This window comes from Streptomyces lavendulae subsp. lavendulae (genome assembly GCF_002803845.1).
GTDB lineage: Bacteria > Actinomycetota > Actinomycetes > Streptomycetales > Streptomycetaceae > Streptomyces > Streptomyces lavendulae.
Window position 1 is genome coordinate 1,885,972 of sequence record NZ_CP024985.1, and the last position, 21,146, is coordinate 1,907,117.

The following is a 21,146-nucleotide window of genomic DNA, read 5'->3' on the forward strand; positions in this document are numbered from 1 at the left end:
TCAAGGTCGTCAAGCTCGCGGAGGCCATCTCAGGACAGTCCGAGTTCGTCGTCGAGCAGGTCGAAGAGCTCGTCGGCCGTCGCGGCCTGGATGTCCCGCTCTTCGGCGGCGTTGTCCTGTGCACTGTGCGTGTCGTTCCACTTCGCCAGTAGGTCGCGCAGCCGGGCGGTGATGCCCGCGCGTTCGGTGTCGTCGGGGGCGAGCGCCGAGAGGATCGTTTCGAGCTTGTCGAGTTCCGTGTGGACGGAGGGACGGGCGCTGTCGTCCCGGCCGAGCCGCTCCCCGATGTAGGCGGCCAGTGCCGACGGTGACGGGTAGTCGAAGATCAGCGTCACGGGCAGCCGCAGTCCGCAGGCGGCGGTGAGCCGGTTGCGCAGGTCGACGGCGGTCAGCGAGTCGAAGCCCAGGTCGAGGAAGCCGCGGCCGGCGTCGACGTCGTCGGCGGTGCCGTGGCCGAGTACGGCGGCCACCTGGGAGCGGACCAGTTCGTTCAGCATCCGGTCGCGGTCCGCGGCCGTCAGGCCCGCCAGCCGCTCCTGGAGGGAGCCGGCCGGCTCGGCGCCGGCCCGGGCGGCCGCCCGGGCCGCACTGGGGGCGGCCCGCCGCGCGGGGGTGCGCACCAGGGCGCGCAGCAGCGGCGGCAGGGTGCCGTCGGCGGCCTGGGCGCGCAGCGCGGCCGGTTCGATCCGCATGGGGACGAGGACGGCGTCCGCCAGGGTGCGGGAGGTGTCGAAGAGGGCCAGCCCCTCGGCGGGGGCGAGCGCGCCGACTCCGGCGCGGGCCATCCGGGTCAGGTCGCTCTCGTCGAGGGCGCCCGCCATGCCGTCCTCGGTCGCCCACAGGCCCCAGGCCAGCGAGCTGCCCGCGAGGCCGCGGGCCGTGCGGTGCTGGGCGAGGGCGTCCAGGAAGGCGTTCGCGGCGGCGTAGTTGGCCTGTCCGGCGGCGCCGAAGCAACCGGCGACCGAGGAGAAGAGCACGAACGCGGAGAGCCGGTGGCCCTCGGTCAGCTCGTGCAGGTTCCAGGCCGCGTCGACCTTGGGCCGCAGGACGGTGTCCAGGCGTTCGGGGGTGAGGGAGTCGATGATGCCGTCGTCCAGGACGCCGGCCGCGTGGACGACCGCGGTCAGCGGCCGGTCGGCGGGTACGGCGGCCAGGACTGCGGCCAGGGCGTCCCGGTCGGCTGCGTCGCAGGCCGCCCAGGTGACCTCGGCACCCCGCGCGTTCAGGGCCCGCGTCAGGTCGGCCGCGCCGGGTGCGGCGTCGCCGCTGCGGCTCAGGAGCAGCAGGTTCCGTACGCCGTGGGCGTCGGCGAGGTGGCGGGCGAAGAGTCCGCCGAGGGTGCCGCTCGCGCCGGTGACGAGGACCGTGCCGGCGGTGTCGAGGACCGGGTGACCGATCGCGGTGCCGCTCTCCGGCCCGGTCCCGGTCTCGGTCTCGGTCCCGGTCTCGGTCTCGGTCCCGGTCTGGGTGCCGGTCCCGGTCTGGGTGCCGGTCTCGGTGCGGGCGGTGCGGCACAGGCGGAAGGCGTACGCCTCGCCCGCCCGCAGGGCCAGCTGCGGTTCGTCGCCCGCCAGGGCGGCGGGCAGGACGCCGAGGGAGGCGTCGGAGCCGTCGGTGTCGGCGAGGACGAACCGGCCGGGGTTCTCCGACTGCGCGGAGCGCACCAGGCCCCACACCGGGGCGTGGGCCAGGTCGGTGACGTGTTCGCCCGGTACGGCCGCCTGGGTGCCCCGGGTGATCAGGAGCAGCCGGGAGGCGTCGAGGCTCTCCTCGGCCAGCCACTCCTGGACCAGGGCGAGCGCCTGGTGGGCGGCGGTGCGGGCGGCGGCCGCCCGGCCGCCGGCCCCGGCCGTGCCGGACAGCGGGACGATCACCACGTCCGGCGCCGGGGCGCCGGCGGCGATCCGGGCGCGCAGCGCGGTGAGGTCGGTGTGCGCCTCCAGCGGGGCCCCGCCGATGCGGAAGTCCGCCTGGTCCTCACCGAGGACGGCCCACCGCTCGTCGGCGGGGACGGGGGCGGCGGCGAGGGGCAGCTTCGCCCACTCCACGCCGAACAGGGACTCGTGGTGGGCGCCGCGGTCCTCGCCGAGCTGCGCGGCGGAGACCGGTCGCAGGACCAGGGATTCCACCGAGGCGACCGGGGCTCCGGTGGTGTCGGCGACGTCCAGGGCCACACCGCCGGAGGCACCCGCGGTGATGCGGACGCGCAGGGCGGCGGCGCCGGCCGCGTGGAGCCGTACGCCGGTCCAGGCGAAGGGCAGGCGCGCGCCGTCGGCCGCGTCGGACCCGTCGGGGGCCGTGAGGCCGATGGCCTGGAGGGCGGCGTCGAGGAGCGCGGGGTGGACGCCGTAGGCGGCGGCGTCGGTCTCGTAGGCCTCGTCGAGGGCGACCTCGGCGAAGAGCTCACCGTCGCGCCGCCAGGCGGCGCGCAGTCCCTGGAAGACGGGCCCGTAGGTGAGGCCGGCGGCGGCGGCTGCCGGGTAGAAGCCGTCGACCGGCACCTCCTCGGCGTCGGCCGGGGGCCACGCGGCCAGGTCGAAGGCGCGGGCGGGCTCGGCCGGGGCGAGGACGCCCGTGGCGTGCCGGGTCCACGGCTCCTCGGCCGGGGCATCGGCCGGACGTGCGTGCAGGGCCAGGGTGCGCCGGCCCGTCCCGTCGGCCGCTTCGACGGCCAGCTGGAGCTGGACGGCGCCCTGTTCGGCCAGGGTGAGCGGGGCCTCGATGGCCAGCTCCTCGACGGTGTCGCAGCCGACCTCGGAGGCCGCCCGCAGGGCGAGTTCGACGAAGGCGGTGCCGGGCAGCAGGACGGTGTCCATGACCGTGTGGTCGGCCAGCCAGGGATGGCTGGACAGGGCGAGGCGTCCGGTGAGGAGCAGGCCGTCGGAGGCGGGCAGCGGCACGGTGGCGCCGAACAGCGGGTGGTCGGCAGCCTCCAGTCCGGCGGCCAGCACGTCCTCGACGGACAGTCCGACGTCGAGCCAGTAGCGCTTGCGCTGGAAGGCGTAGGTGGGCAGGTCGACGCGCCGGGCGCCGGTGGCGGAGAAGTACGCCTGCCAGTCGGGGGCGATGCCGTGGACGTGGGCCCGGGCGAGGGCGCCGGTGAGCGCCTCGGTCTCGGGGCGGCCCTTGCGCAGGAGGGGCAGGCAGAGGGCGGGCCCGGCGGCGCCGGCGTCTTCGGGCAGGCAGTCCTGGACGAGTGCGGACAAGGTGGCGTCGGGGCCGAGTTCGACGTAGGCCGTCACTCCGGCGGCGCCGAGGGCGCGGACGCCGTCGAGGAAGCGGACGGCTTCGCGGACGTGGCGCACCCAGAAGTCGGCCGAGGCCATCTCGTCGGTGACGGGCGCGCCGGTCAGGCAGGACACGACGGGGATGCGGGGGGCCGCGTAGACCAGGCCCTCGGCGACCTTGCGGAAGTCGGCGAGCATGCCGTCCATCAGTGGGGAGTGGAAGGCGTGGCTGACGGTCAGCCGCTTGGTCTTGGCGCCGCGCTCCTCGAAGTGCGCGGCCAGCGCGAGCGCCGCGTCCTCGTCACCGGCGACGACCACGGAGCGGGGGCCGTTGACGGCCGCGACGGAGATCCGCTCGGTGAGCAGCGGCAGGACCTCGTCCTCGGCCGCCTGTACGGCGATCATCGCCCCGCCGGGGGGCAGCGCCTGCATCAGCCGGCCGCGGGCGGCGACGAGTTCGGCGGCGTCCTGGAGGGTGAGGACGCCCGCGACGTGCGCGGCGGCGATCTCTCCGATGGAGTGTCCGGCCAGCACGTCGGGCCGCAGGCCCCAGTCCGCCAGCAGCCGGAACAGCGCCACCTCGATCGCGAAGAGTGCGGGCTGGGTGTACTCGGTGCGGTCCAGCAGGGCGGCGTCCGTACCGAACAGGACGTCCTTCAGCGGCAGTTCGAGGTGCCGGTCCAGTTCGACGCAGATCTCGTCCAGGGCCCGTGCGAACGCCGGCTGGGCGGCGTGCAGTTCGCGTCCCATGTCGAGGCGCTGGCTGCCCTGCCCGGTGAACAGGAACGCCACCTGGTGCTCGCGCGCGGTCCCCCGCACGACGGCGGCCGAGTCCTCGCCGCGGGCCAGTGCGTCCAGCGCGGCCAGCAGCTCCGTACGGTCCCCGGCGACCAGCGCGGCGCGCTCTTCCAGGGCCGAGCGGGTGGTGGCCAGCGACAGGGCGAGGTCGGCCGGGCGCAGGTCCGCGTCGGTGCGGACGCGGGTGTGGAGCAGGCGGGCCTGCGCGCGCAGCGCGTCCTCGCCCCGGGCCGACAGGACCACGGGCGGGTACGGGGCGGGGTCCGCCCCGTACTGTTCGAGGGCCTGCGGGCCGGCGGGCGCCGCGGGGGCGGGGGCCGGGGCGGCGGGCTGGGGGGCCTGCTCGATGACGGCGTGCGCGTTGGTCCCGCTGATGCCGAAGGAGGAGACGCCGGCCCGGCGCGGACGCCCGGTGGCGGGCCACTCCACCTGCTCGGTGAGCAGGGACACCGCGCCCGCGGACCAGTCGACGTGCGGGGTGGGCTCGTCGACGTGCAGGGTCTTGGGCACGATGCCGTGGCGCATGGCCATGACCATCTTGATGATGCCGGCGACGCCCGCGGCGGCCTGGGTGTGGCCGAGGTTGGACTTCACGGAGCCCAGCAGCAGCGGCCGGTCCTCGCTGTGGTCGCGGCCGTACGTGGCCAGCAGGGCCTGTGCCTCGATGGGGTCGCCGAGGGTGGTGCCGGTGCCGTGCGCCTCGACCACGTCGACGTCCGCGCCGGTGAGGCGGGCGTTGGCGAGGGCCTGGCGGATGACGCGCTGCTGGGAGGGGCCGTTGGGGGCGGTGAGGCCGTTGGAGGCGCCGTCCTGGTTGACCGCCGAGCCGCGGACGACCGCGAGGACCTGGTGGCCGTTGCGGCGGGCGTCGGAGAGCCGCTCCAGGAGGAGCATGCCCGCGCCCTCGCCCCAGCCGGTGCCGTCGGCGGCGGCGGCGAAGGACTTGCAGCGGCCGTCGGCGGCGAGCCCGCGCTGGCGGCTGAACTCGATGAACGTACCGGGCGTGAACATCACGGTCACGCCGCCCGCCAGGGCGAGGGAGCACTCGCCGTTGCGCAGGGCCTGCGCGGCCAGGTGCAGGGCCACCAGCGAAGAGGAGCAGGCCGTGTCGACGGTGACCGCCGGGCCCTCCAGGCCGAAGGTGTAGGCGACCCGGCCGGAGACGATGCTGCTGGAGCTGCCGGTGCCGAGGTAGCCCTCGACGCCGTCGGGCACGGAGTGCAGGCGGGCGCCGTAGTCGTGGTACATGACGCCGGCGAAGACGCCGGTCCGGGTGCCGCGCACCGAGGACGGGGCGATCCCGGCCCGCTCGAACACCTCCCAGGTGGTCTCCAGGAGGAGCCGCTGCTGCGGGTCCATGGCGAGGGCCTCGCGCGGGGAGATCCCGAAGAAGGAGGCGTCGAACTCGGCGGCGTCGTGCAGGAAGCCGCCCTCACGGGCGTAGGAGGTGCCCGGGTGCTCCGGGTCGGGGTGGTAGAGGGCGTCGGTGTCCCAGCCGCGGTTCTCCGGCAGCCGGGTGATGCCGTCCTCCCCGGCGGTGAGGAGCTGCCAGAGGTCCTCGGGGGTGCGGACGTCGCCGGGATAGCGGCAGCTCATCGCGACGATGGCGATGGGCTCGTCGTCGGCGGCGGCGGCCGGCGCGGGCGCGGCGGAGCCGGCGCCCGCCGCGTCGGCGGCCGGGTCCGCGTCGGCGAAGAGTTCGCCGCGCAGGTGGCGGGCGAGGACGGTCGGGTCCGGGTAGTCGAAGATCAGCGTGGCGGGCAGGCGCAGCGCGGTGGCGGCGTTCAGCCGGTTGCGCAGCTCGACGGCGGTCAGCGAGTCGAAGCCGAGTTCCTTGAAGGCCCGGCCGGACTCGACGGCGCCGGGGCCTTCGTGTCCGAGTACGGCGGCGACCTGCGTACGGACCAGGTCCAGCAGCGCCCGGTCCTGTTCGGCCGCGGACAGCCCGGCCAGCCGGGCCCGAGGTCCCGACCCCTCGCCGGCGGCGGTGCCCGCGGCTTCGGCGGAGCGGCGGGCGACGCCGCGTACCAGGCCGCGCAGCAGCGGGGCGATGGTGCCCGCGGCGGCCTGGGGGCGCAGGGCGTCGGTGTCCACGCGCATCAGGGCGACGGCCGCGTCGTCGAGGGAGACGGCGGTGTCGAACAGCTCCAGGCCGTCGGCGGCCGTCAGGGGCGGCAGTCCGGCGCGGCGCATGCGGTTGACGTCGGCGGCGTCCAGGGCGCCGGCCATGCCCTCGGCGACGGACCACAGGCCCCAGGCGAGCGCGGAGGCGGGCAGGCCGTGGGCGCGCCGGTGCTGGGCGAGGGCGTCGAGGAAGGTGTTGGCGGCGGCGTAGTTGCCCTGGCCGGGGCCGCCGAAGAGGCCGGAGGTGGAGGAGAAGAGCACGAAGGCGGCGAGGTCCGGGGCGAGGTCGCGGGTCAGCTCGTGCAGGTTCCAGGCCGCGTCCACCTTGGGGCGCAGGACCGCCGACAGCCGGTCGGGGGTCAGCGAGGAGAGGATGCCGTCGTCGAGCACGCCCGCGGTGTGGACGACCGCCGTCAGCGGGTGCTCGGCGGGGATCCCGGCCAGCAGTGCGGCGAGGGCGTCCCGGTCGGCCACGTCGCAGGCCGCCCAGGTGGCCGTGGCCCCCCACGCGGCGAGTTCGGCGGTCAGTCCGGCCGCACCGGGGGCGTCGGCGCCGCGGCGGCCGACCAGCAGCAGCCGGCGCACCCCGTGGGCGGTGGCCAGGTGGCGGGCGATCAGGCCGCCCAGCGCACCGGTGGCGCCGGTGATCAGTACGGTGCCGTCGGGCCCGAAGGCCGGGGCGCGGCGGGGGCCGTCCGGGGCGGCCACGGCCGGGCCGGCCGGGCCGGCCTGGCCCGCCTGGGCGTCGTCCTCGGCGGTCTCGACGCGGGCGAGGCGCGGGACCAGTACGGCGCCCTCGCGCAGGGCGAAACGTTCCTCGTCGCCGGTGAGCGCGGCGCGCAGGGCAGCGCCGTCACCGGCGCCGGTCCCGGCGCCGGTCCCGGCGTCGACGAGGGCGATCCGGCCGGGGTTCTCCGTCTGCGCGGAGCCCAGCAGGCCCCACACGGTGGCTGCGGCGAGGTCGCTGACGTCCTCGTCGGGGGTCGCGGGAACCGCGCCGTGGGTGACGAACACCAGCCGGGCGGCGGCGAACCGCTCGTCGGCGAGCCAGGCCTGGGCCAGGGCGAGCGCGTCGTGCGCGGCCCGGTGCACGGCGGCCGCGGTCAGGGGGGCGGCTGCCGGGGCGAGGTGGACCAGCACCTCGTCCGGTACGGGGCTCCCCCCGGCGACGGCGGCGGCCAGTGCCGCCAGGTCCGCGTACTGGTCGGCGTCCGCCACCCGCTCGGCGCCGGTGTCGCCGAGGACGGCGTAGCGGACCCCGTCCGGGGCGGTGAGGCCGGTCAGTTCGGTCCACTGCCGGCGGAACACCGACTCGTGGTAGGTGGCCCGGGCGGCCCGCAACTGGTCGGCGGTGACCGGGCGCAGGCCCAGCGAGGCGACGGCGGCGACGGGGGCACCGGTGGCATCGGCGATCTCCAGCCGGACCCCTTCGGCCCCGGCCGGAGTGAGGCGGACGCGCAGCGCGCTCGCGCCGCCCGCGTACAGCGACACCCCGCTCCATGCGAAGGGCAGCCGGCCCCGGCCGTCGTCGGCTCCGACGCCGCCCAGCCCGATGGCGTGCAGGGCCGCGTCGAGGAGCGCGGGGTGCAGGCCGAAGCGGCCCGCCTGGTCCTCGGTGCCCTCGGGCAGGGCGACCTCGGCGTACACCGCGTCGCCCTGCTGCCAGGCGGTGCGCAGGCCGCGGAAGGTGGGCCCGTAGGCGAAGCCGATGGCGTCGAGGGCCTCGTAGCGGCCGTCGAGCGGTACCTCGGTGGCGCCGGCCGGGGGCCAGGCGCTCAGGTCGAAGTCGGCGGCGGTGCGCCCGGCTTCGGCGAGGACACCGGCGGCGTGCCGGGTCCACGGCTCCTCGGCCGGGGCGCCCTCGGGCCGCGAGTGCAGGGCGAACGGCCGGCGGCCGGACGCGTCGGCGGCTCCGGCCCAGACGCGCAGCTGGACGCCGCCGCGCTCGGGCAGCACCAGGGGGGCTTCGAGGGTGAGCTCTTCGAGGTGGTCGCAGCCGAGCTGGTCGCCGGCGCGGGTGGCGAGTTCCACGAAGGCCGTGCCGGGCAGCAGGACGCTGCCGAGGATGGCGTGGTCGGCCAGCCAGGGGTGGGTGGACAGGGCGAGGCGGCCGGCGAAGACCATGCCGTCCGACTCGGGCAGCGCGACACCGGCGCTGAGCAGCGGGTGGCCGGTGTCGTCGAGGCCGATCGCCTCGACGTCCCCGAGGTAGAGGCCGGAGATCGCGGGCCAGTAGCGCTGCCGCTGGAAGGGGTAGGTGGGCAGGTCGACGCGGCGGGCGCCGGTGCCGGCGAAGTACGCCGCCCAGTCGACGGTGCCGCCGTGGACGTGGACCCGGGCGAGGGCGTTGGTGACGGCCTCGGCCTCGGGGCGGCCCGCGCGGAGCAGGGGGACGAAGACGGCGTCCTCGGTGACGCAGTCCTGGGCGAGGGCGGAGAGGACTCCGTCGGGGCCGAGTTCGAGGTACGTGGTGACCCCGGCGGCCTCCAGGGTGCGGATGCCGTCGAGGAAGCGGACGGCCTCGCGGACGTGGCGGACCCAGAAGTCCGCCGAGCCCATCTCGTCGGAGACCAGGGCGCCGGTCAGGTTGGAGACGACCGGGATGCGCGGGCTCTCGTACGTGAGCCCCTCCGCGACCCGGCGGAAGTCGGCCAGCATGCCGTCCATGTGCGGGGAGTGGAAGGCGTGGCTGACGGTCAGCCGCTTGCTCTTGCGGTCGGGGAAGGCCGCCAGGATCGCGGTCGCCGCGTCCTCGTCACCGGCGATCACGACCGAGGTCGGGCCGTTGACGGCGGCGATGCTGACCCGGTCGGTCAGCAGGGGCAGGACCTCGTCCTCCGACGCCTGCACCGCGATCATCACACCACCCGAAGGCAGCGCCTGCATCAACCGGCCGCGCGCCGCCACCAGCGCACACGCGTCCTCCAGCGACAGCACCCCCGCCACGTGCGCGGCGGCGATCTCACCGATCGAATGCCCAGCCAGGAAGTCGGGCTTCACGCCCCACGACTCGACCAGCCGGAACAGCGCCACCTCCACCGCGAACAGCGCGGGCTGGGTGTACCCGGTACGGTCCAGCAGCTCCGCGTCGGAGCCGAACAGCACCTCCCGCAGGGGAAGTTCGAGGTGCGGGTCGAGGTGGGCGCAGAGCGCGTCCAGCGCGTCCGCGAACACCGGCTGGGCCTCGTACAGCGCACGGCCCGTCCCCAGGCGCTGGCTGCCCTGACCGGTGAACAGGAAGGCGGTCTTCCCGCCGGCGGGCGAGCCCTCCACGACGGCGGCGGCCGGGGCGCCCTCGGCCAGCTTCTCCAGCCCGGACAGCAGCGCCTCCCGGTCCGCGGCCACCACGGCTGCGCGGTGCTCGAAGGCGGCGCGGCCGACGGCCAGGGAAAGCGCCAGGTCGGCGGGCCGGGCTTCGGGATGCCGTTCGGCGTGGGCCAGGAGGCTCCGCGCCTGGTCGCGCAGGGCGCCCTCGGTCTTGCCGGACAGGACCCACGGCAGCGGCGAAGCGCTGTCGGCGGGTGCGTGCACGTCGGCGACGGTAGCCGTCGGCGGCCGGGTCCGCGCCGTCCGCGCGGCCGGCTCGTCTTCGGGGGCCTGCTCGATGATGGTGTGGGCGTTGGTGCCGCTGATGCCGAACGAGGACACGCCGGCCCGGCGCGGACGCCCGGTCTCCGGCCACTCCACAGGCTCGGTCAGCAGGGCGACGTCGCCGGCCGTCCAGTCGACGTGCGGGGAGGGCTCGTCCACGTGCAGGGTGCGCGGCAGCACTCCGTGCCGCATGGCCAGCACCATCTTCATCACACCGGCGACACCGGCGGCGGCCTGGGTGTGGCCGAAGTTGGACTTGATCGAGCCGAGCAGCAGGGGCTGCCCGTCGCTGCGGCCCTGGCCGTATGTGGCCAGCAGGGCCTGCGCCTCGATGGGGTCGCCGAGCCGGGTCCCGGTGCCGTGCGCCTCCACCGCGTCGACCTCGGCGGCGGACAGGCCGGCACTGGCCAGGGCCTGGCGGATGACCCGCTGCTGCGAGGGGCCGTTGGGCGCGGTCAGTCCGTTGGAGGCGCCGTCCTGGTTCACGGCCGAGCCGCGGACCAGGGCGAGGACCGGGTGGCCGTTGCGGCGGGCGTCGGAGAGCCGCTCGACGAGCAGCATGCCGAGGCCCTCGCCCCAGCCGGTGCCGTCCGCGCCCGCGGCGAAGGCCTTGATGCGGCCGTCGGCGGCGAGGCCGCGCTGGCGGCTGAAGTCGATGAAAGAGGCGGGCGTGGACATGACGGTCACACCGCCCGCGAGGGCCATGGTGCACTCGCCGGCCCGCAGGGCCTGGATCGCCCAGTGCAGGGCGACCAGCGAGGAGGAGCAGGCCGTGTCGACGGTGACGGCGGGGCCCTCCAGGCCGAGGACGTAGCTGACGCGGCCGGAGACGACGCTCGCGGCGTTGCCGGTGCCGAGGAAGCCCTCACTGCCGTCGGGGGCGGCGAGGATGACGTCGAGGTAGTCCTGGCCGTTCGTGCCGGTGAAGACGCCGATCCGCTCGCCCCGCACGGTGGCGGGGTCGATACCGGCCCGCTCGAAGGCCTCCCACGAGGTTTCCAGCAGCAGCCGCTGCTGCGGGTCCATGGCCAGGGCCTCGCGCGGCGAGATGCCGAAGAAGCCCGGGTCGAACTCGGTCGCGTCGGCGAGGAAGCCGCCCTCGCGGACGTAGGTGGTGTTCTCGGTTACGGACTCCGGGTCGTACAGGCCCTCCAGGTCCCAGCCGCGGTCGGTGGGGAAGCCGGAGACGGCGTCGCGGCCGGCGGCGAGCAGCTCCCACAGCTGTTCGGGGGTGCGCACCCCTCCCGGGAAGCGGCAGCTCATCGCGACGATGGCGATCGGGTCGTCATCGACCACCGTGGCCACGGGGCCGGCGGCCGCACCCTGGCCCGCCGGGGCGTCGCCGAGGAGCTCGCCCTGGAGGAACGCGGCCAGCGAGAGGGAGTTGGGGTAATCGAAGATCAGGGTCGCGGGCAGGCGCAGGCCGGTCCGGGAGGTGAGCAGGTTGCGGATCTCCACCGCGGTCAGGGAGTCGAAGCCGAGGTCGCGGAAGGCGATGGCCGGGTCCACGGCGGCGGGGCCGGAATAGCCCAGCACCACGGCGATCTGCGTACGGACGAACTCCAGCGCGAGCGTGTCGCGTTCGGCCGGCGCGGCCAGGGCGAGCTGCGTCGCGAAGTTGTCCGCCGTTCCCGCTCCCGCGCCGGCGGCGTCGGGCGCACCGGCCGCGGTGAGGGCGTGCACGGCCTCGGGGAGGTCGGCGATCAGCGGGCAGGGGCGTACGGCGGTGAGGCCGGGCGCGAGGCGCTCCCAGTCGATGTCGGCGACCACGGAGGCCGTCTCGTCCAGGGTGAGGGCGGTGTGCAGGGCCGACAGGGCCAGTTCGGGGGCGAGGGCGGGCAGGCCGGCGGAGCGCAGGCGCTCCGCGACGAGCTCGTCGGTGGCCATGCCGCCCTCGGCCCAGGCGCCCCAGGCGATCACGGTGGCGGGCAGGCCGTCGGCGCGGCGCTGCTCGGCCAGGGCCTCCAGGGAGGCGTTGGCGGCGGCGTAGTTGGCCTGGCCGGCGGCGCCGAAGGAGGCGGCGAGGGAGGAGAAGAGCACGAACGCGGAGAGGTCGAGCTCGCGGGTCAGCTCGTGCAGGACCTGCGCGGCGTGGGCCTTGGGCCGCAGGACCTCCGCCATGCGCCGCGGCGTCTGCGCGTCGAGGACGCCGTCGTCCAGGACGCCCGCGGCGTGGACGACGGTGGTCAGCGGGAGGTCGGCCGGGACGCCGGCCAGGAGTGCGGCCACCGCGTCGCGGTCGGCCGCGTCGCAGGCGGCAAGGGTGACGCGGGTGCCCAGTTCGCGCAGTTCGGCGGCGAGTTCCTGCGCGCCTTCGGCTGCGGGGCCGCTCCGGCTGACCAGCAGCAGGTGTGCGGCTCCGGTCCGGGCGAGCCAGCGGGCGACGTGCCGGCCGAGGGCGCCCGTCGCACCGGTGATCAGGGCGGTGCCGGAGGCGGTCCACGCGTCGGCGGGGGCTTCTTCCCGAGGGGCGCGGCTCAGCCTGCGGGCGAAGACGCCGGTGGGGCGTACGGCGAGGTGGTCCTCGGCGCCGAGGCCGCCGAGGACGTCCGCGAGCCGGGCGGCCGCCCGCTCGTCCGGGTTCGGGGGCAGGTCGACGAGGCCGCCCCAGCGGCCGGGGAGTTCGAGGGCGGCGGTACGGCCGAGGCCCCAGACGGGTGCCTGGGCGAGGGCGGTGAGCCGGTCGGAGCGGCCGGTGGACACCGCGCCGCGGGTAGCGGCCCAGAGCACGGCGTCCACGTCGGCGTCGCCCAGCGCCTGGACGAAGGCGAGGGTGGCGGCGAGCCCGGCGGGCAGCGCCGGGTCCTCGGGGTGCGGCCGCTCGTCCAGGGCGAGCAGCGAGAGCACTCCGGCGGGCGCGTCGGCGTCCGCCAGCGTCTCGCCGATCCGCTGGGCGAGGGCGGCGCGGTCGTCGGCCGTGGCGTCCACCGTCAGGCTGCTGACGGTGACCCCGCGCGCGGTCAGGGCCCGCGCGGCGGCGACGGCCCACGGGTCGTCGGTGTGGCCGGCGGGGACGACGAGGAGCCAGTGCCCGGACAGCGGCGCGGGCTCGGCGTCGGTGAGGGGCTTCCAGGTGACGCGGTAGCGCCAGGCGTCCACGGTGTCGCGGTCGCGGTGGCGGCGGTGCCAGGCGGAGAGCGCGGGCAGCACGCCGCTGAGCGGCGCGTCCCCGTCGATGCCGAGGGTGTCGGCGAACGCGGCCAGGTCCTCGCTGTCCACGACCTCCCAGAACTTGGCGTCGGTGGCGCCCAGTGCGCGGCCGTCGGCGGGTTCGGTCAGGTCGCTGAAGGGGTCGCGGGGCCAGTACGGCTCGCGCTGGAAGGCGTACGTCGGCAGGTCGACGCGGCGGGCGCCGGTCCCGGCGAAGCGGGCGGCCCAGTCCGGGGAGAGGCCGTGTACGTGGGCGCCCGCGACGGCGGCGGCCAGCGAGCGGGCCTCGGGGCGGCCGGGGCGCAGCGCGGGCAGGAACACGGCGGCGCGGGCTCCGGTGGCGGTCTGGCAGTCCTGGCCGAGGGCGGAGAGGACCCCGCCGGGGCCGATCTCCACGTACGCGGTGACGCCGCGGCTCTCCAGCCAGCGGATGCCGTCGAGGAAGCGGACGGCCTCGCGGACGTGGCGGACCCAGAACTCGGCCGAGCCCATCTCGTCGGTGACGAGGGCGCCGGTCAGGTTGGAGACGACCGGGATGCGCGGGCTCTCGTACGTGAGCCCCTCCGCGACCCGGCGGAAGTCGGCCAGCATGCCGTCCATGTGCGGCGAGTGGAAGGCATGGCTCACCGTCAGCCGCTTGGACTTCCGGTCGGGGAAGGCTTCCACGATCGCGGTCGCCGCGTCCTCGTCACCGGCGATGACCACCGAGGCCGGGCCGTTGACAGCGGCGATGCTCACCCGGTCGGTCAGCAGCGGCAGGACCTCGTCCTCCGACGCCTGCACCGCGATCATCACGCCACCGGCCGGCAGTTCCTGCATCAGCCGGGCCCGCGCGGCGACGAGCGTGCACGCGTCGTCCAGCGACAGGACCCCCGCCACGTGCGCGGCGGCGATCTCACCGATCGAATGCCCGGACACGAAGTCCGGCTTCAGACCCCAGCTCTCCAGGAGCCGGAAGAGCGCCACCTCGACGGCGAACAGCGCGGGCTGGGTGTACTCCGTCCGGTCCAGCAGGGCGGCATCCGAACCGAACAACGTGTCCTTCAGCCGGAGTTCGAACCGCGCGCACACCTCGTCCAGGACGGTCGCGAACACCGGGTAGGCGTCGTACAGCTCGCGCCCCATCCCCAGGCGCTGGCTGCCCTGACCCGTGAAGAGGAACGCCAGTTTGCCTTCGGTGGCAGCGCCTTCGAGCACTTCGGGGCCCGTCCGGCCCTCGGCGAGCGCGGCGAGCCCCGCGAGCAGTTCTTCGCGGTTCTCGGCGACGACCGCGGCGCGGCGGTCCAGGGCGGCGCGGGTGAGCGCCTGCGCGTAGGCGACGTCCGCGACGCGGAGGCCGGGCCGGTCCGTGAGGTGGGCGTGCAGCGTGGCGGCCTGCGCCCGCAGCGCGGCACCGGTCTTGCCGGAGAGGACGACCGGCAGGACGGCGGCCGGGGCGGCCGCTTCGACGGCGCTCCCGGGGGTCCCGGCGGCCGGCTCCCCGCCGGACTCCTGGGCCGTCTCTTCGCCGCTCTCCAGGATGACGTGCGCGTTGGTGCCGCTCATACCGAAGGAGGAGACGCCGATCCGGCGCGGCCCCTCGTGCTGCGGCCACGGCCGCGCCTCGGTGAGCAGGGACACCTCCCCCGCCGACCAGTCGACGTGCGGGGTGGGTTCGGTCAGGTGCAGGCTCCGCGCCAGCACGCCGTGGCGCATCGCCATGACGCTCTTGATGACCCCCGCGACACCGGCGGCGGCCTGCGCGTGGCCGATGTTGGTCTTCAGCGAGCCCAGCCACAGCGGCCGCCCGTCGGGGCGGTCCTGACCGTAGGTGGCGATGATCGCCTGGGCCTCGATGGGGTCGCCGAGGCCGGTTCCGGTGCCGTGCGCCTCGACGGCGTCCACCTGGTCGGGCGTGAGCCGGGCGTTGGACAGCGCCTGGAGGATGACGCGCTGCTGGGAGGGGCCGTTGGGGGCGGTCAGTCCGTTGGAGGCGCCGTCCTGGTTCACGGCGGTGCCGCGGATCACGGCGAGGACGTGGTGGCCCTTGCGGCGGGCGTCGGAGAGCCGCTCGACGAGCAGGACGCCGACGCCCTCGGCGAGGCTGAAGCCGTCGGCGTCGGGGGAGAACGCCTTGCAGCGGCCGTCGGTGGCGAGGCCGCGCTGCTTGCTGTAGTCGATGAAGGTGCCGGGCGCGGCCATCAGGGTGGCGCCGCCGGCCAGGGCCATCGAGCACTCGCCGTTGCGCAGGGCCTGGACGGCCAGGTGCAGGGCGACGAGGGAGGAGGAGCAGGCGGTGTCGACGGTGACGGCCGGGCCCTCCAGCCCGAACGTGTAGGACAGGCGGCCCGAGGCCACGCTCGCCGCGTTGCCGGTGCCGAGGTAGCCCTCCACGTTCTCGGAGGAGCTGAGCAGCGCCGTCAGGTAGTCGTGGTTGCTGGTGCCGACGAACACGCCGACCTGCTTGCCGCGCATCGAGGTCGGGTCGATCCCCGCGCGCTCGAACGCCTCCCAGGAGGTCTCCAGCAGGAGCCGCTGCTGCGGGTCCATGGCGAGGGCCTCGCGCGGGGAGATACCGAAGAGCGAGGGGTCGAACCGGGCGATGTCCCGTACGAAGCCGCCCTGGTTGGCGTAGCTGGTGCCCGGGTGCTCGGGATCGGGGTGGTAGACGGTGTCCATGTCCCAGCCGCGCTCGGCGGGGAACCCGGTAATGGCGTCGACGCCATCGGCGACCAGCTGCCACAGCTCCTCCGGCGAGGTCGCGCCTCCCGGATAGCGGCAGCCCATGCCCACGATGGCCACGGGGTCCTGGTTCTTCGCCTCGACGTCCCGAAGCCGCTGACGCGTCTGGTGCAGATCCGCCGTCACCAGCTTCAGGTAGTCCCGCAGCGTCTCTTCATTCGCCATTTAACGCAACCACCCATTTGCAGCAGACGGCATCGGAAAACTGTGTGCAGAGCCGAGAATTGACATCGGAAATGCGAGCGCTTCACTCTCCGGCGAAGCGACTGGTCGATCGCAGGCTATTTCTGGCCCAACCCGCCCTACAACCCCTAACTGCCCCCTACACACCCCTGGGGTAGGGGAATGCGTAGGGGGCAGTGGTCCCGGGTCAATTACCCAAGGGGTTGGCCATCTTCACCGATAGACCGGCGGACCGTCAATAACGCCCCAGGCCCTTGTTGATAAAGGCGAACAGCTCTTCGTCGCTGGCGTCCTGGAGCTGTTCCACCGCGTCGATTCCGCTGTCCGCGCCGTCCGCCGCCTCCCCGGCCGGGCCGCCGGCCGCGGAGCCGTCCGCCGCGCCCGGGCCGGCCGGTCCGGCCGCCGGGTCACCGCTCTCGTTCCACCTCGCCAGCAGCGACTGGAGCCGCATCGTCACCCGGGCCCGTACGACGTTGTCCCCGGTGCCCTGTTCGAGTACGGACTCCAGCCGGTCGAGCTCCTCCAGCAGCGGCGCCCCGCCCGCCACCGCGTCCGGCACGATCCCGGCGCGCAGGTACGCGGCGACGGCGGCCGGGGTGGGCTGGTCGAAGACCAGGCTGGCCGGCAGCTTGAGGCCGCTGACCGCGCCGAGGCGGTTGCGCAGCTCGACGGAGGTGAGGGAGTCGAAGCCGAGCTCCTTGAAGGCCCGGCCGGCCTCGACGGCGGTGGTGTCGGGGTGTCCGAGGACGGCGGCGACGGCGGTGCGCACCAGGTCCAGCAGCAGCCGTTCCTGCTCGACCTCGGGCAGCCCGGCGAGCTGCCGGGTCAGCGGCACTCCCCCGGTCAGGTCCTCGGCCGACTCCCGCTCGGCGCTCTCGATGACCCGCCGGGCCTCGGGGAGCTCCAGCAGCAGCGGGCGCGCCCGGTCGGCGGTGAAGGCGAGCGTGAACCGCTTCCAGTCCATGTCGACCACGGTCAGGGTGGTCTCGTCGCGGTCCAGGGCGTGCCGCAGCGACGTCAGGGTCCGGTCGGGCGACATGGCGAGGATCCCGTGGCGGCGCATGCGGTCGCCCGCCGCGCTGTCGTCCCCGTCCGCGCTGCCCCAGGGTCCCCAGGCGAGGGAGGTGGCGGGCAGGCCCTCGGCGCGCCGGTACTCGGCGAACGCGTCGAGGAAGGCATTGCCGGGTGCCTGGTTGCCCTGGCCGGGGGCACCGAAGGTGGCGGCGAAGGAGGAGAAGAGGACGAACGCCGACAGGTCGAGGCCGCGGGTCAGCTCGTGGAGGTTGCGCGTGCCGTCGACCTTGACCCGCAGGACGTCGGCCACCTGCTCGGGGGTGAGCGTCTCGATGACGCCGTCGTCGAGGACGGCGGCGGTGTGGACGACGGCGGTCAGGGGCCGGTCGGCCGGGACGGCGGCGATCAGCGCGGCGAGCGCCTCGCGGTCGCTGACGTCACAGGCGGCCAGGGTGACCCCGGCTCCGAGCGCGGTCAGCTCCTCACGCAGCTCGGCCGCGCCCGGCGCAGCCTCCCCGCGCCGGCTGGTCAACACCAGGTGCTCGGCACCGTTCGCAGCCAGCCAGCGCGCCACGTGCGCACCGAGGGCACCCGTACCACCGGTCACCAGCGTGGTCCCGGCCGGACGCCACTCCCGCACCGCCGCAGTCTCGGACAGCCGCGCCCGCACCAGACGACGCACGAACAACCCCGAGGACCGCACCGCGACCTGATCCTCGGCCCCATCCCCGGCCAGCACCCCCACCAGCCGCTCCAGCACACGGGCATCGACCTCGGCCGGCAGGTCGACCAGACCGCCCCACCGCTCGCCGTGTTCCATGGAGGCGACGCGCCCGAGACCCCAGATGAGGGCCTGCTCCGGGTCCTCGACCCGGTCGACGCGCCCGGCGGCGACCGCACCCCGGGTGAGGCACCACAGCGGCGCGGTCACGTGGGCGTCGCCCAGGGCCTGGGACAGTGCCAGTCCTGCGGCGAACGCCCCCTCCCCGCCGAGGGCGAGGAGGGAGAGGACGCCTTCGGGGGCGGTGTCCTCTCCGGTGGCGGCCTCGATGGCGGCGGTGAGCGCGTCGCGGTGGGCCACTCCGGCGGCGATCGTCAGCGTGCGGACCGCCGCGCCGCGTTCGGCGAGCGTACGCAGCACGGCGGCGGCCGTGTCACCGGCCGGCCCGGTCAGGGTCTCGGGTACGGCGACCAGCCAGGTCCCCGAGAGCCGCGTGGGAGCGGCTTCGGCCAGCGCCTTCCAGGTGACGCGGTAGCGCCAGCCGTCGACGGTGGACTCCTCACGGCTCTGCCGACGCCAGGAGGACAGGCCGGGCAGGACGGTGCCGAGGGACTGGATCGCGTCGGGGGTCTCGAAGGCCAGAGCCTCGGCGAGCGCCGTGACGTCCTCGCGCTCGACGGCGTCCCAGAAGCGGGCGTCGAGCGCGTTCTCGGCCGGCGGCGCCTCGGCGTCGACGGGCGCGGCCTCGGGCCAGAACCGCTGCGACTGGAAGGCGTAGGTGGGCAGGTCCACGCGTTGCGCGCCCGTTCCGGCGAACACGGCGTCCCAGTCCACCGTCACACCGCGTACGTAGGCCTCGCCCAGGGAGAGCCAGAACCGCTCCAGACCCCCTTCACCACGCCGCAGGGACCCCAGGACAGCGGCCTCGCGGCCCGTATCCTCGACCGTCTCCTGCAGGCCCACGGTCAGCACCGGATGCGGGCTGGACTCGATGAACACACCGAACCCCTGATCGAGCAGCGTCCGCGTGGTCCGCTCCAGCTCCACCGTCCGACGCAGATTGCGGAACCAGTACCCAGCGTCCAGTTCGGGGCCTTCGACCCACTCACCGGTGACGGTCGACAGGAACGGAACCCCCGCAGCCCGCGGCGCGATCGGCGCGAGCAGCGTGTCCAGTTCCTCCCGCAGCAGCTCGACCTGCGCCGAGTGCGAGGCGTAGTCCACCGCGATCCGCTTCGCACGGACCCCGTCCCTCTCGCACGCGGCCAGGAACTCCTCCAGCGCCTGGACCTCGCCCGAAACCACCACCGACGACGGGCCGTTCACCGCGGCGACGGAGATCCGCTCCTCACCCCACGCCGCGATCCGCTCACGCACCTCCGCAGCCGCCAGCGGCACCGACACCATGCCACCCAGCCCCGCCAGCACCCGGCCGATCGCCTGCGACCGCAGGGCCACCACACGCGCCGCATCCTCCAACGACAAGATCCCCGCCACACACGCCGCCGCGATCTCACCCTGCGAATGCCCGATCACCGCACCCGGCCGGACACCCGCCGCACGCCACACCTCGGCCAGCGACACCATCACCGCGAACAACGCCGGCTGCACCACATCCACCCGGTCAAGGGAGGGCGCCCCGTCGGCGGCCCGCAGCACATCCACCAACGACCAGTCGGTGAAGGCTCCAGCGCCTTCGCACACTCCCCGATCCGCGCCGCGAACACCGGCGAGGACTCCAACAGCCCAGCCGCCATCCCCAACCACTGCGAACCCTGACCCGGGAACACGAACACCGTCTTCCCGCCCACCACCGAACCCGACACCACACCGGCCGCCAGCCCACCCGAAGCCACCGCCCGCACACCCGCCACGTGATCCCCGAGCACCACCGCACGATGCTCCAAACCCGCACGCGACGACGCCAACGACCACCCCACATCCACCGGATCCACACCCACCAGACCCGGCAGACCCGCCAACCGCTCCGCCTGCGCCCGCAACGCCGCCGCACTCTTACCCGACAGCACCCACGGCACCACCGGCATGCCCGACCGCGCCCCACCCTCCGAGGCCTCAGCCGGCTCCGGCGCCTGCTCCACGATCACATGCGCGTTCGTCCCGCTGAACCCGAACGACGACACACCCGCACGACGCGGACGGTCGGTCTCCGGCCATGCCGTCGACTCCGTGAGGAGGGCGACCGCGCCGGACTCCCAGTCCACGTGCGGCGACGGCGCGTCCACGTGCAGGGTCTGCGGGAGCACCCCGTGGCGCATCGCCAGCACCATCTTGATCACACCGGCCACACCGGCAGCGGCCTGCGTGTGCCCGATGTTCGACTTCACGGACCCCAGGAGCAGCGGCTGCCCCTCCGGCCGCTCCTGCCCGTACGTCGCGAGCAGGGCCTGCGCCTCGATCGGGTCGCCGAGGGAGGTGCCCGTACCGTGCGCCTCCACCACGTCGACCTGATCGGTCGAGAGCCGGGCGTTGGCGAGGGCCTGCCGGATGACGCGCTGCTGCGAGGGACCGTTGGGGGCGGTGAGGCCGTTGCTGGCGCCGTCCTGGTTGATAGCGCTGCCGCGGATCACGGCCAGCACAGGGCGGCCGTTCTTGCGTGCGTCGGAGAGCCGCTCCAGGAGCAGGACGCCCACGCCCTCCGCCGGGCCGAAGCCGTCGGCGCCCGCCGCGAAGGCCTTGCAGCGGCCGTCGGTGGACAGCCCTCGCTGCTTGCTGAACTCCACGAACAGGCCGGGCGTGGACATCACGTGGACGCCGCCGGCGACGGCCAGCGAGCACTCCCCCGCCCGCAGGGCCTGCGCGGCCAGGTGCAGGGCGACCAGCGACGCCGAGCAGGCCGTGTCGACGGTGACGGCGGGCCCCTCCAGACCGAAGGTGTACGACAGCCGGCCCGACAGCACGCTGGAGGCGTTGCCGGTGCCCAGGTGCCCCGCGTAGTCCTCGGCCGCTTCGAGCAGCGGGGTGAGGTAGTCGGAGCCGTTCATGCCGACGAACACGCCGCACTGGCTGCCGCGCAGGGCGTTCGGGTCGATGCCCGCCCGCTCGAAGGCCTCCCACGAGGTCTCCAGCAGCAGCCGCTGCTGCGGGTCCATCGCCATCGCCTCGCGCGGGGAGATCCCGAAGAAGTCGGCGTCGAAGGCGGAGGCACCGGTGAGGAATCCGCCCTCGCGGGTGGTCGAGGTGCCCTGGTCGTCGGGGTCGTCCGAGAAGAGGTGGTCCAGGTCCCAGCCCCGGTCCGCGGGGAATTCCGTGAGCGCGTCGCCGCCGGCGGCCAGCAGGTCCCAGAGTTCTTCGGGAGAGCGCACCCCGCCGGGGAACCGGCAACTCATGGCCGTGATGGCGATGGGTTCGTGGGCCTGGCTCTCGATGTCCCGCAGACGTCCGTACGCCTCGTCGAGATCCGTCGTGACCTTCTTGAGGTATTCGCGGAGCTTTGCTTCGTTCGCCACTGGCGCTTCACCTGTTCGCGTGATCGAGACCGTGGTGGGGACGGGCTCAAGGGAATTCAATGGAGTTCAGGGGAATCCGAGGATATGGAGGAATTCCGGGAATCCCGGGGCCGTACCGCCGGAACAGGGGTTCCGGCGGTACGGCCT

The 21,146-nt window shown here is 75.0% G+C and carries 1 protein-coding gene and 1 pseudogene; both read right to left on the reverse strand.

Annotation, left to right across the window (positions count from 1 at the left end; genetic code table 11):
• Positions 1-29: 29 nt before the first annotated feature.
• Positions 30-15,776 carry a type I polyketide synthase gene (locus SLAV_RS08270; protein WP_100660817.1) on the reverse strand — a complete coding sequence of 5,249 codons (15,747 nt, stop codon included), beginning with the start codon at positions 15,774-15,776 and terminating at the stop codon, positions 30-32.
• Between the two features lie 253 nt (positions 15,777-16,029).
• Positions 16,030-20,999: pseudogene (locus tag SLAV_RS43630) on the reverse strand (type I polyketide synthase).
• Between the last annotated feature and the right edge of the window lie 147 nt (positions 21,000-21,146).

Coding starts and splice junctions, on each gene's coding strand:
- SLAV_RS08270 (WP_100660817.1), bottom strand. CDS start 15,776: ATGGCGAATGAAGAGACGCTGCGGGACTACCTGAAGCTGGTGACGGCG.